Raw genomic sequence first — 12,682 nt, forward strand, 5'->3', positions numbered from 1 at the left:
GGCCCGATCCCGTGGACCACCGACCTGCTCGACTCCTTGTCCAGCGGCGGGCAGGGCGCGTACGACGTGGTGATCCTGCCGGTCGCCGACACGTTCGGCAGCCCGCGTTCCTCGGGCACCGTCGAGGCCGAGGCGTCCATACCCAAGGCCCTGAGCCAGCGTCTGGAGGACAGCTCGCTGGCCGCGCAGAGCTACACGCGGGTCGTCTACAAGGAGGCCAGGGCCTCCCAGCCGGCGCTGGTCATCGGCAAGCAGATCATCGACCCCGAGGGTGAGCCGTACCAGCTGTACTTCCTCTTCCCGCTCACCCAGGAGGAGAAGTCGCTGAGCCTGGTCAAGACCACGCTGGCGACCGCCGGGGTGTTCGTGGTGGGTCTGCTCGGCGCCATCGCCTGGCTGGTGGTGCGCCAGGTGGTCACGCCGGTGCGGATGGCCGCCGGGGTCGCCGAGCGGCTGTCGGCGGGCCGGCTCCAGGAACGGATGAAGGTCACCGGCGAGGACGACATCGCCCGGCTCGGCGAGGCCTTCAACAAGATGGCGCAGAACCTCCAGCTGAAGATCCAGCAGCTGGAGGAGCTGTCGCGCATGCAGCGCCGGTTCGTCTCCGACGTCTCGCACGAGCTGCGCACCCCCCTGACCACCGTGCGGATGGCGGCCGACGTCATCCACGAGGCGCGGGAGGACTTCGACCCGGTGACCGCGCGCTCCGCGGAGCTGCTGGCGGACCAGGTGGACCGGTTCGAGTCGCTGCTCGCCGACCTGCTGGAGATCAGCCGGTTCGACGCGGGCGCGGCGGCCCTGGAGGCCGAGCCGACCGACCTGCGGGACGTGGTGCGGCGGGTGGTGGGCGGCGCGGAGCCGCTCGCCGAGCGCAAGGGCACCCGGATACGCGTGGTGGGCGACCGACAGCCGGTCGTCGCCGAGGTCGACGCGCGGCGGGTGGAGCGCGTGCTGCGCAACCTGGTCGTCAACGCCGTCGAGCACGGTGAGGGCAAGGACGTGGTGGTGCGGCTCGCCTCGGCGGGCGGCGCGGTCGCCGTCGCGGTCCGCGACTACGGCGTGGGTCTCAAGCCGGGCGAGGCGACCCGTGTGTTCAGCCGCTTCTGGCGGGCCGACCCGGCGCGTGCCCGTACCACCGGTGGCACCGGTCTGGGGCTGTCGATAGCCCTGGAGGACGCGCGGCTGCACGGCGGCTGGCTGCAGGCGTGGGGCGAGCCGGGCGGCGGCTCGCAGTTCCGGCTGACGCTGCCGCGCACCGCGGACGAGCCGCTGCGCGGTTCCCCGATACCGCTGGAGCCGCGTGACTCGCGGCAGTCCCGCCGCGCCCGTGAGGCGGCGCGGGCGCAGCAGCCGGTGTCCGTGGACGGCGTCACCTCGTCCTCGGCGCAGGGCGGCGGCCGGGCCACGGTGCCCGTGCAGCCCGCCGGTGACCGGCTGCCGCCGCGGGGGACGCAGGTCGCCGGGCGGCCCGGTCCTGCGGCCGACCCGGCGGCGCTGCCGGGCGACAGCGCGCGGGTGGTGTCCTGCCCGTCGGTTCCGGTGCAGCCCACGGCGGGCCGCTCGGCGTCCGTCCGGTCGTCCGGCGCGACGGGGGACCGGACCGGCGGCGGCGTGGACGGCAGGGCGTCTGCCGCGATGGACGACGGGACGTCCGCCGCGGCGGAGGACAGCGCGTCCGCTGCGGCGGAGGGCAGCGCGGCGAAGAACCGGCAGGGGAACGACGGCCCGGCGGCGGGCGGTGGCGTGGCGCGCGGCGCCGCGGCGAATGCCGTGCGCGGCACCGGGCGCGGCTCCGCCGACGGCGGGGCCGACGGCGGGGCGGACGCCGCGGGCACGGACCGGCGGGGATCACGGCCGGGAGCACCGGCGGAGCAGGAAGAGGCGACTCGTGGGGGCTGACACCTCTGTCACGGCCGAGCGGCCCGGCAGGGCGGACCGAGGGGCTCGTGCGGCCCGCCGCCGGCGACCCGGGCGCGCGGCGGTCGCCACGGCGTGCGGCGTCGCGCTGCTCGCCGGATGCGCCTCCATGCCCGACAGCGGCGACCTGCGGGACGTGCAGCTGAGCCAGCGGCAGGACGCGCAGGTGCGGGTCTTCGCCGTGCCGCCGCGTGAGGACGCCCGGCCCGACCAGATCGTCCGCGGTTTCCTCGAGGCGCTCACCAGCGACGACCTCGGGTACGAGACGGCGCGCAAGTACCTGACCACCCGCTCCGCCCGCACCTGGCGGCCCGAGCTGTCGACGACCGTCCTCGCCAACGGCCCCGTGCCGGAGCCCAGCCGCTCCGACCGGTGGGAGAAGAACGCCGACGAGCTGAACTACACGCTCTCCGGCACCCGGGTGGCCGCGGTGGACGCCCAGCAGGCCTATGCCCCGGCCGACGGCGAGTACCAGGAGGTCGTCACCCTCAGCCGGGACGCCAAGTCCCGGCAGTGGCGCATCGACCGGCTGCCCCAGGGCATCGTGATGGGCCAGTCCGACTTCCACCGCAACTACACCTCCGTCAGCCGGTACTACTTCCCCGCGGCCACCTCGGACGGCGGTGGCCGCCAGCACGCCGTCGCCGACCCGGTGCAGGTGCGCAAGGTGGACCCGCTGACCGGCATCGTGCGCGCGCTGCTGGCTGGACCCACCGACTGGCTCTCGCCCGCGGTGCGCACCCGCTTCCCCTCCGGGACCGCGCTCGGCGACGGCGTCACCTCGCTGACCCCCGACGACGAGGGAAAGCTGACCGTCCCGCTGAACGCCGACGCCGCGGCCGCGGACCACAACGCCTGCGAGGCGATGGCGGCCCAGACGCTGCTCACCCTGCAGGGCTACTCCCCGACCGCGGTGAAGTCCGTCGAGCTGAAGTCCGGCGAGCGGCGGCTGTGCGGGATCGACGAGAAGCGGGCCGAGTTCTACGGGCCGCGGGGGGCGGACCACCCGCCGGAGTACCTGTACTTCGTGGACGGCGAGCACCGCCTGGTGCGGATCGACGCCGAGTATCAGGACGTGCCGGAGCCGGACGACACCCCGGAGCAGGACTCCGGGCAGTCCGAGGAGGCGGGGGACCGCGACGCGGGCCGGGACGGCGACGGGGAGGACGCGGACCCGTCCGCCTCGCCCGGCGATACCGCGGCCCAGGACGCCGCGCGGGCCGAGGCCGCCGGGGTGGAGCCGGTGCCCGGCGTCTTCGGCGCCGGCACGACCCCGCTGCGGTCCGTGGCGGTCTCCCGGGACGAGCGCACCGTGGCGGGCGTGCACCTGGACGGGAGCAGGCTGTACGTCGGGCCCCTGGGGGCGGACGGCGAGGACCTCGGGGAGCCGGTGCTGAAGAGCGCGGGCAGCTCGGAGAACGACCGGCTGACCGCTCCCAGCTGGGACGCGCGCGGGGACCTGTGGATCGCCGACCGGGACCCCGGGGATCCGCGGCTGCTGATGCTGCCCGGCGGCACCGGCAAGCCCGTGGAGGTGGCGGTCCCGGAGCTGGAGGGCCGGGTGGAGGCCGTGCGGGTGGCCGCCGACGGCGTGCGGATCGCGCTGGTGGTCGCCAAGGAGGACAAGCGGTCGCTGTGGATCGGCCGTATCGACCGGCGGAACGGCAGGGACGGCACCAAGAACCGGCTGCTCGTGTCGGTGGTGGACCCGCGGGCGGTCGCGCCGCGCTTCGAGGACGTCGCCGCGATGTCCTGGGCGGGCCCCGACCGGCTGGTCGTCGCCGGGCGGGAACAGGGCGGCGTCCAGCAGATGCGGTACATCCGCGTCGACGGGTCGGCCGTCACCGGGGTGGCGCCGGCCGCGCTGTCGGGCGTGCGGGAGATCGCCGCGTCGGAGGACGAGGAGTCGCCGCTGACGGCGTTCTCCGGGACCGACGGGCTGGTCCGGCTGCCGTCGGGGGCGCAGTGGAAACAGATCGTCACGAAGGCCATGAGCCCGGTATATCCCGGCTGAGCGGCTGACCCGGAAGTTTTCCACAGGGGCGAGGGGTGCGGGTGACGGTCGTCCGTGCCCTCGCGGAGTTATCCACAGGCGTGCACGCCGACCGGTTCTCCGGCGCACAGTGGCCCCATGGACGACATGAGGAACATGCGGAGGCCGGGTCCGGCGGGCCTGGCGGGTCCCGGGGACTGGTGGCGGGCGCTGGCCGAGCTGGTGCTGCCGGGTGAGTGCGCGGGCTGTGGGGCGCCGCGGTCGACGCTGTGCGAGAGATGCCGGTGGGCGCTGGCGCGGGGCTCACCCCGGCCGGTGCGCCCCAGGGACGCGCCCGGCGGGCTGCCGCCGGTGTGGGCGGCCGTGCCGTACGCCGACGCGGTGCGGTCCGTCCTGCTGGCCCACAAGGAGCGCGGTGCGCTGCCGCTCGCGGGTCCCCTGGGCGAGGCGCTGGCCGCGGCGGTCCGCGCCGCCCTGCGCGACAGGGCAGCTTCGCGGGACTGGCCCTCGCGGGACGGGCTCTCGCGGGGCGGGCCGCCCCCGTGTGACGGTTCCGCGCCGAGCGGCGGTGCCACCGGTGGCGGGCCGGTGGTGCTGGTGCCCGTGCCGTCGGCGCGGCGGGCGGTGCGGGTACGCGGGCACGACCCGGCGCGGCGGATCGCGGTCGCGGCGGCCGGGGTGCTGCGGAGATCGGGGACGCCGGCCCGCACCGCGGCGGTGCTGCGTCAGCGGCGCGCGGTGGCCGACCAGGCGGGCCTGGACGCGGCCGGGCGGCTGGCCAACCTGGCCGGCGCCCTGGAGATCCGGCCCGGCGGCGAGGCGCTGCTCGCGGCGGCCGGGCGACTGCTGGTGGTGGACGACGTGACGACCACCGGGGCCTCCGTCGCCGAGGCGGCGCGTGTTCTGCGGAGCGCCGCGGAAAGAAAGGGAACGTGCGTTCCCTTTGCTGCGGCGGTCGTCGCGGCATCACCACTTTTCTTCGACTGAAACCGCGACCGGTGGAAATTCTCCGAATGCCTCGCCTTGGTTGAATCGGTCAACTGAACGGGCGGTGACCAGCGGATACGGCAGGGTTAATTTGCTTGAACGGAGGTATGTGGCGGTAACGGGTGACGACATCCGGCCGGGCGAGATATGTTCGGTAGTGAGGGAAAAGGCGCAGGCCATGCCCCTCCTGTCGCAATGCCGAGCCGCGGGGACACTGCCCCGTCCCGGCCTCCCCGGGATGGATGACGCGCCCGTGGGGGAGGAGGAGGTGGAGTCACCGAGTCCGAGGTTCCGGAGGTCGTCCGGAATCTGGTGCTAATGGGAGATGATCCGCCGGTGAGGCGGGCGATCCGGGAACGGAGTTCTGCGTGGACATCGTCGTCAAGGGCCGCAAGACCGAGGTGCCCGAGCGGTTCCGTAAGCACGTGGCCGAGAAGCTGAACCTGGAGAAGATCCAGAAGCTCGACGGCAAGGTGATGAGCCTCGACGTCGAGGTGTCCAAGGAGCCCAACCCGCGGCAGGCCGACCGCAGCGACCGGGTCGAGATCACGCTCCGCTCCCGCGGTCCGGTGATCCGGGCGGAGGCCTCCGCCGCCGACCCGTACGCGGCGCTCGACCTGGCGGCGGAGAAGCTGGGCGCCCGGCTGCGCAAGCAGCACGACAAGCGTTACACCCGACGCGGCGCCGGCCGTGTCCCCGCGGCCGAGGTGGCCGCCCATGTGCCCGACGCCGCGACGCTCGACGCCACGGGCGCGGTGGTGCCCTCCGTCGAGGAGCCCGAGCCCGTGCCCACCAGGCGCATCGGCTCCCTCGAGGTCCAGGGCGACGGACCGCTGGTCGTGCGCGAGAAGAACCACGTGGCCGCTCCGATGAGCCTCGACCAGGCGCTCTACGAGATGGAGCTGGTCGGCCACGACTTCTACCTCTTCGTCGACTCCGAGACCAAGGAGCCCAGTGTCGTCTACCGGCGGCACGCCTACGACTACGGCGTGATCCACCTTCGCACCGATCCGATGGTGGCCACCGGCGAGCCCTCCCCGGACGCGGGCGGGACGCTCGGCGGCTGAAGCCGCCCGGTGATGCCCCAGGTGCCCCTGGTGGGCGCGCGTGACGCGCCCCTCAGGGGCACCTGTGTGCGCCCCTGTGCCACGTGCGCGGTGGTGTGATCGACCCGCCGCCGGTCCGGGCATGGAATCATGGCGGCACGGCCCAACGGGCTGTTCACCGCCGCATGTTGACCGGGCGGCGGCTTGGACAGGCCTCAGCTCCATGGGGGAGGAACGATGGCGGACACCTTCGGACCGATGCGGGACGGGTGCGCCGGTGACAGCACGCCCGGCACCGAACCGGCCGCGGACGGAGGGCGCGAGGAGCCCATCCGGGTCCTGGTGGTGGACGACCACGCGCTCTTCCGGCGTGGCCTGGAGATCGTGCTGGCGGCCGAGGAGGACATCCAGGTCGTCGGGGAGGCCGGCGACGGCGCGGAGGCCGTCGACAAGGCGGCCGACCTGCTGCCCGACATCATCCTGATGGACGTCCGGATGCCCCGTCGCGGCGGGATCGAGGCATGCACCTCCATCAAGGAGGTCGCCCCGAGCGCCAAGATCATCATGCTGACGATAAGCGACGAGGAGGCCGACCTCTACGACGCGATCAAGGCAGGCGCCACGGGCTATCTCCTCAAGGAGATCTCCACCGACGAGGTGGCGACCGCCATCCGCGCGGTCGCCGACGGGCAGTCGCAGATCAGCCCGTCGATGGCGTCCAAGCTGCTCACCGAGTTCAAGTCGATGATCCAGCGCACCGACGAGCGGCGGCTGGTGCCGGCGCCCCGGCTCACCGACCGGGAGCTGGAGGTGCTCAAGCTGGTGGCCACCGGGATGAACAACCGGGACATCGCCAAGGAGCTGTTCATCTCCGAGAACACCGTGAAGAACCACGTGCGCAACATCCTGGAGAAGCTGCAGCTGCACTCCCGGATGGAGGCCGTGGTCTACGCGATGCGGGAGAAGATCCTCGAGATCCGCTGACGGCCGCCGGCGTGCCCGCCGGCCGGGGCCGCGGATCAGGCCGTGAGCGCCGCGAGTTCGGCGACCAGGGCCTCGCGCAGCTCCGGCGCGTCCACCCGCTCCACCCGCACGTCCGCGCAGTCCACCCAGCTCGCCGCCTCGACCAGGGCGCGGGCGACGTCCCGCACCGCGCGGGGGCCGTCCAGGGAGACCTGCCGGGCCACCAGGGTGCGGCCGGAGCGCGCCGGGTCGACCCGGCCGACCAGGCGCCCGCCCGCCAGCACCGGCATCGCGAAGTAGCCGTGCACGCGGCGGGCCTTGGGCGTGTAGGCCTCCAGCCGGTGGGTGAAGCCGAAGATCCGCTCGGTGCGGGCGCGTTCCCAGATCAGGGAGTCGAACGGCGAGAGCAGCGTGGTGCGGTGGCGGCCGCGGGGCACCGTCTCCAGGGCCTGCGGGTCCGCCCAGGCCGGGCGGCCCCAGCCCTCCACGGTGACCGGGACCAGGCCCGAGGAGCCGACCACCGCGTCGAACTGGTCGGCGCGCAGCCGGTGGTAGTCCGCGATGTCCGAGCGGGTGCCCACCCCCAGCGCGCGCCCGGCCTGCGCCACCAGGCGGCGCACGCACTCGGTGTCGTCCAGCTCGTCGTGCAGCAGGGCCTCGGGAACGGCGCGTTCGGCGAGGTCGTAGACGCGCTTCCAGCCGCGGCGTTCGACGCAGACCACCTCGCCGTACATCAGGGCGCGTTCCACGGCGACCTTGGAGGCGGACCAGTCCCACCACTCGCCGGTGCGCTTGGCGCCGCCGAGTTCCGTGGCGGTCAGCGGGCCCTCCGACTCCAGCTGCTTGATCACCTGGGCGTAGGCGCCCTCGGGAAGCTCGTGGTTCCACATCGGGCGGGCCCGGTAGGCGCGGCGGCGGAACGCGAAGTGCGGCCACTCCTCGACGGGCAGCACGCAGGCGGCGTGCGACCAGTACTCGAAGGAGTGCGGCAGGCCGTCGCCGTCCCGCCCCCAGTACGCCGACTCCACCGTCCCGCGGCCCACCGCGCCCAGGCGTGCGTAGGGGACGAGTTCGTGGGAGCGGGCCAGCACGGAGATGGTGTCGAGCTGCACCGCGCCGAGGTGCCGCAGGATGCCGCGCACGCCGCCCCGGCGGTCGGGGGCGCCCAGCAGCCCCTGGGCGCGCAGGGCGATGCGCCGGGCTTCGTCGGCGGAGAGCTCGGCGACGGGACGAGGACGAGAACGCGCGGACAGCAGGGCCATGACGGCACCTTAGAGGGCGGCGCCGACAGTGGGGGTCCGCTCGTCGAGGTCCGCGGGCAGCAGGGAGGCGATCCAGGCGTCGTGGCGGACGCCGCCGCTGACGATCGCCTGGCGCAGCACGCCCTCGTGGACGAAGCCGCACCGGTCGGCGACCGCGCGGGAGGCCTCGTTTCCGAGGCCCGCGCGCCATTCGACGCGGGCCGCGCCGAGGGCGTCGAAGGCCCAGCGGCACAGGGCGAGGGCGGCCTCGGTGACGTGACCGCGGCCGCGGTGCTCCTTCACGGCCCAGAAACCGAGCTCGAAGGTGTCCTGGCCGCGCGACTTCAGCCCGAGGCAGGCGACGAGGTCGCCCGCGCCGCCGCGCCTGCCCGGGTCGGGGAGGAAGGCGCCGAAGACGTACTCGGTGCCCGAGACCCAGGCGGCGGGGGCGACCTTGCCGGCGAAGGTGCGGGCGTGCTCGGGCAGGTAGGGGGAGGGGACGCCGGTCCACCGCTGGATCTCGGGGTCCTGGCAGGCCGCGAGGACGGCGCCGGCGTCGCCCGGGCCGACGGGACGCAGGAGCAGGCGTTCGGTGCTGAGGGTGACCGGTTCCATCGACCGATTGTGCGGTCCGCGGGACGGCGGGGACCACAGCATTTTCGCCCACAGTGATATCGGGGCCCGGGGGACGCCGTTTTCGGGCAATTCGGTCGCCCCGCGCGGCACTATCGGCCGCTCCCGCACGTTGTGTCCTGTTGGAAGCAGCTCGTGGCGGCCGTGCGCCGCGGGGCCCTCCGTTCCACCGGGGCGAAGCCAGACCTCCCGGCGTGGCGGGGTCCTCGCATACGATGGCCGTTGCTCAGCAGTACCAGCAAGCGACCGTCCCAGGCCCGACCGGCAAGGAGACCAGCCCCCGTGTCCGTCCTCTCGAAGATCATGCGTGCAGGCGAAGGCAAGATCCTGCGCAAACTGCACCGCATTGCGGACCAGGTCAACTCCATCGAAGAGGACTTCGTCAACCTCTCCGACGCCGAGCTGCGGGCCCTCACCGACGAGTACCGCGAGCGGTACCAGAACGGCGAGAGTCTGGACGACCTGCTTCCCGAGGCGTTCGCCACCGTGCGCGAGGCCGCCAAGCGCGTCCTCGGCCAGCGGCACTACGACGTGCAGCTGATGGGCGGCGCCGCCCTCCACCTCGGCTACGTCGCCGAGATGAAGACCGGTGAGGGCAAGACCCTCGTCGGTACCCTGCCCGCCTACCTCAACGCGATCTCCGGCAAGGGCGTCCACCTGATCACGGTGAACGACTACCTCGCCGAGCGCGACTCCGAGATGATGGGCCGGGTCCACAAGTTCCTGGGCCTCGAGGTGGGCTGCATCCTGGCGAACATGACGCCGGCCCAGCGCCGCGCGCAGTACGCCTGCGACATCACCTACGGCACGAACAACGAGTTCGGCTTCGACTACCTGCGCGACAACATGGCGTGGTCGAAGGACGAGCTGGTCCAGCGCGGCCACAACTTCGCGATCGTCGACGAGGTCGACTCGATCCTCGTGGACGAGGCCCGTACCCCGCTGATCATCTCCGGTCCGGCGGACCAGGCCACCAAGTGGTACGCCGACTTCGCCAAGCTGGTCACCCGCCTGAAGAAGGGTGAGCCCGGCAACCCGCTCAAGGGCCTGTCGGAGACCGGTGACTACGACGTCGACGAGAAGAAGCGCACGGTCGCCATCCACGAGTCCGGCGTCGCCAAGGTCGAGGACTGGCTGGGCATCGACAACCTCTACGAGTCGGTGAACACCCCGCTGGTCGGCTACCTGAACAACGCCATCAAGGCCAAGGAGCTCTTCAAGAAGGACAAGGACTACGTCGTCATCGACGGCGAAGTCATGATCGTCGACGAGCACACCGGCCGTATCCTCGCCGGCCGCCGCTACAACGAGGGCATGCACCAGGCGATCGAGGCGAAGGAAGGGGTGCCGATCAAGGACGAGAACCAGACCCTCGCCACGATCACCCTCCAGAACTTCTTCCGCCTCTACGGCAAGCTCTCCGGCATGACCGGTACGGCGATGACCGAGGCCGCCGAGTTCCACCAGATCTACAAGCTCGGCGTGGTGCCGATCCCGACCAACCGGCCGATGGTCCGCAAGGACCAGTCGGACCTCATCTACCGCACCGAGGTCGCCAAGTTCGACGCGGTGGTCGACGACATCGCGGAGAAGCACGCCAAGGGCCAGCCGATCCTGGTGGGCACCACCTCGGTCGAGAAGTCCGAGTACCTGTCGCAGCAGCTGTCCAAGCGCGGCGTGCAGCACGAGGTCCTCAACGCCAAGCACCACGAGCGTGAGGCGACGATCGTCGCGCAGGCCGGCCGCAAGGGCGCCGTCACGGTCGCCACCAACATGGCCGGCCGTGGTACCGACATCAAGCTCGGCGGCAACCCCGAGGACCTCGCCGAGGCCGAGCTGCGGCAGATGGGCCTCGACCCCGAGGAGCACATCGAGGAGTGGGCCGCCGCCCTCCCGGCCGCCATGGAGCGCGCCGAGGCCGCGGTCAAGGCGGAGAAGGAGGAGGTGGAGCGCCTCGGCGGCCTCTACGTCCTCGGCACCGAGCGGCACGAGTCGCGCCGTATCGACAACCAGCTGCGCGGCCGCTCCGGCCGTCAGGGAGACCCGGGCGAGTCCCGCTTCTACCTGTCGCTGGGCGACGACCTGATGCGTCTGTTCAAGGCGCAGATGGTCGAGCGCGTGATGTCCATGGCGAACGTGCCGGACGACGTGCCGATCGAGAACAAGATGGTCACCCGCGCCATCGCCTCCGCGCAGTCGCAGGTCGAGCAGCAGAACTTCGAGGCGCGCAAGAACGTCCTGAAGTACGACGAGGTGCTCAACCGCCAGCGTGAGGTCATCTACAGCGAGCGTCGCCGGGTGCTGGAGGGCGAGGACCTGCAGGAGCAGATCCAGCACTTCATGAACGACACCATCGACGCGTACGTCTCCGCGGAGACCGCCGAGGGCTTCCCCGAGGACTGGGACCTGGACCGTCTGTGGGGCGCGTTCCGCCAGCTGTACCCGGTGAAGGTCACCGTCGAGGAGCTGGAGGAGGCGGCCGGCGAGCGTGCCGGTCTGACCGCCGACTTCATCTCCGAGTCCATCAAGGACGACATCCACGAGCAGTACGAGGCCCGTGAGGCGCAGCTCGGCTCGGAGATCATGCGTGAGCTCGAGCGCCGGGTCGTGCTGTCGGTGCTGGACCGCAAGTGGCGTGAGCACCTGTACGAGATGGACTACCTGCAGGAGGGCATCGGCCTGCGGGCGATGGCCCAGAAGGACCCGCTGGTCGAGTACCAGCGCGAGGGCTTCGACATGTTCACCGCCATGATGGAGGGCATCAAGGAGGAGTCCGTCGGCTACCTGTTCAACCTGGAGGTCCAGGTCGAGCAGCAGGTCGAGGAGGTCCCGGTCTCCGACGACGCGCCGTCGCTGTCCAAGCAGGACGCGGTGCCGGCGGGCGCCCGCCCGGAGATCCGCGCCAAGGGTCTCGAGGCGCCGCAGCGGCCGGACCGGCTGCACTTCTCGGCGCCGACGGTCGACGGCGAGGGAGGGGTCGTCGAGGGCGACTTCACCAGCGACGGCGAGCCGGTGCGTTCCGAGGCGGACGGCCTGACGCGTGCCGAGCGCCGCAAGCAGCAGAAGGCCGCGGGGCGTCGCCGCAAGAAGTGACGCCGCACGGCGGGTGACCGCCGGGTGGTGACGACGAGGGGCCGGGTGCGCACAGCACCCGGCCCCTCGTGGCGTTTTTGGTGTCGCGGCCGGCCGGTCAGGGCCGCGCGAGGCGGTCGGCCAGGTGTTCCGCCAGGGAGACCGCCTCGGTGAGCGAGTCGACGACCGGCACGCCGGCCTCCTCCAGGCTGGCCCGGCTGTGCGAGCCGCCGGTGTACAGCACCGCGCTCGCCCCCGCGCTGCGGGCGGCCAGCGCGTCGTCGAGGGCGTCGCCGATGACGACGGTGGTGTCGGGGCGCACGCCGTGGGAGTCGAGGGCGGCGAGGTGGCGGACCATGTGCTCGGCCTTGGTGCCGCCGGAGGGGCCCTCGCGGCCGTCGACCCGCAGGAAGTGCGGCTCGATGCCGAACTCGCGGACCAGCGGCACGAGTTCGTCGTGGCCGTGCATGCTGAGGATCGACTGGCTGCGGCCGGCCGCGTGCCAGCCGTGCAGCAGTTCGCGGACGCCCTCGGCGAGGTCGCAGGCGGTGACGTGGGCCTTGTAGTGGTGGTGGAACAGCCCGTCCATCACCTCCCACTCGCGCTGGGTGGGCATGCGGCCCATCAGCCGCTCGTAGAAGCGGGGCACCGGGACGCGGTAGAGGGTGCGGTACTGCTCCAGCGTGATGGGCGCCAGGCCGACCTCGGTGAAGGCGGCGTTGGTGGCCGCGATCGTCGCGTCCAGGTCGTGGAAGAGGGTCCCGTTCCAGTCCCAGACGATGTGCGGGCGGGGGGCGCCGGAGCCGGAGCCGGGGTCCGCCGCGGAGCGG

9 protein-coding genes are annotated in these 12,682 nt (G+C 72.8%); 6 read left to right on the top strand and 3 right to left on the bottom strand.

Going from position 1 to position 12,682, the window contains the following annotated elements; all coding sequences use genetic code 11:
* From mtrB to ACOV8S_RS18385, 5 genes are all read left to right on the top strand, one after another.
* The coding region (mtrB, locus tag ACOV8S_RS18365) for an MtrAB system histidine kinase MtrB (RefSeq protein WP_448318912.1) at nt 1-1,899 on the top strand (1,899 nt) is incomplete at its 5' end.
* Between the two features lie 127 nt (nt 1,900-2,026).
* Complete coding sequence (locus tag ACOV8S_RS18370) at nt 2,027-3,931, top strand: LpqB family beta-propeller domain-containing protein (RefSeq protein WP_448318913.1); 1,905 nt, start codon at nt 2,027-2,029, stop codon at nt 3,929-3,931.
* Nucleotides 3,932-4,057: 126 nt separating this feature from the next.
* Nucleotides 4,058-4,897, top strand: a complete 840-nt coding sequence (locus tag ACOV8S_RS18375; RefSeq protein WP_448319440.1) for a ComF family protein — start codon at nt 4,058-4,060, stop codon at nt 4,895-4,897.
* A gap of 368 nt (nt 4,898-5,265) precedes the next feature.
* On the top strand, nt 5,266-5,964 hold the full coding sequence (gene hpf / locus ACOV8S_RS18380) for a ribosome hibernation-promoting factor, HPF/YfiA family (protein ID WP_448318914.1): 699 nt from the start codon (nt 5,266-5,268) through the stop codon (nt 5,962-5,964).
* Nucleotides 5,965-6,180: 216 nt separating this feature from the next.
* On the top strand, nt 6,181-6,927 hold the full coding sequence (locus tag ACOV8S_RS18385; protein WP_448318915.1) for a response regulator: 747 nt from the start codon (nt 6,181-6,183) through the stop codon (nt 6,925-6,927).
* A 35-nt stretch (nt 6,928-6,962) separates the two neighbouring features.
* Here the strand turns inward: ACOV8S_RS18385 and ACOV8S_RS18390 are convergent, their stop codons facing one another.
* Together ACOV8S_RS18390 and ACOV8S_RS18395 are read right to left on the bottom strand one after the other, a co-directional pair.
* Nucleotides 6,963-8,168 carry a winged helix-turn-helix domain-containing protein gene (locus ACOV8S_RS18390; protein WP_448318916.1) on the bottom strand — a complete coding sequence of 402 codons (1,206 nt, stop codon included), beginning with the start codon at nt 8,166-8,168 and terminating at the stop codon, nt 6,963-6,965.
* A gap of 9 nt (nt 8,169-8,177) precedes the next feature.
* Nucleotides 8,178-8,762, bottom strand: coding sequence for a GNAT family N-acetyltransferase (locus ACOV8S_RS18395; RefSeq protein WP_448318917.1), 585 nt, complete (start codon nt 8,760-8,762; stop codon nt 8,178-8,180).
* A gap of 300 nt (nt 8,763-9,062) precedes the next feature.
* On the opposite strand from ACOV8S_RS18395, the gene secA reads away from it, so the two are divergent.
* A complete protein-coding gene (gene secA, locus ACOV8S_RS18400) occupies nt 9,063-11,873 on the top strand; it encodes a preprotein translocase subunit SecA (RefSeq protein ID WP_448318918.1) in 2,811 nt (936 codons plus the stop codon).
* A 97-nt stretch (nt 11,874-11,970) separates the two neighbouring features.
* On the opposite strand, the gene ACOV8S_RS18405 is transcribed toward secA, so the two are convergent.
* Entirely contained in the window at nt 11,971-12,633 is a 663-nt protein-coding gene (locus ACOV8S_RS18405; protein WP_448319441.1) for an HAD family hydrolase, read from the bottom strand.
* Nucleotides 12,634-12,682: the final 49 nt, after the last annotated feature.

The sequence above is a fragment of the Streptomyces sp. CO7 genome (assembly GCF_053474865.1).

Excerpts from the sequence above, each read along its gene's own strand:
- ACOV8S_RS18395 (WP_448318917.1), bottom strand. The coding sequence starts at position 8,762 with ATGGAACCGGTCACCCTCAGCACCGAACGCCTGCTCCTGCGTCCCGTC.
- ACOV8S_RS18385 (WP_448318915.1), top strand. The coding sequence starts at position 6,181 with ATGGCGGACACCTTCGGACCGATGCGGGACGGGTGCGCCGGTGACAGC.
- ACOV8S_RS18375 (WP_448319440.1), top strand. The coding sequence starts at position 4,058 with ATGAGGAACATGCGGAGGCCGGGTCCGGCGGGCCTGGCGGGTCCCGGG.
- ACOV8S_RS18370 (WP_448318913.1), top strand. The coding sequence starts at position 2,027 with ATGCCCGACAGCGGCGACCTGCGGGACGTGCAGCTGAGCCAGCGGCAG.
- ACOV8S_RS18390 (WP_448318916.1), bottom strand. The coding sequence starts at position 8,168 with ATGGCCCTGCTGTCCGCGCGTTCTCGTCCTCGTCCCGTCGCCGAGCTC.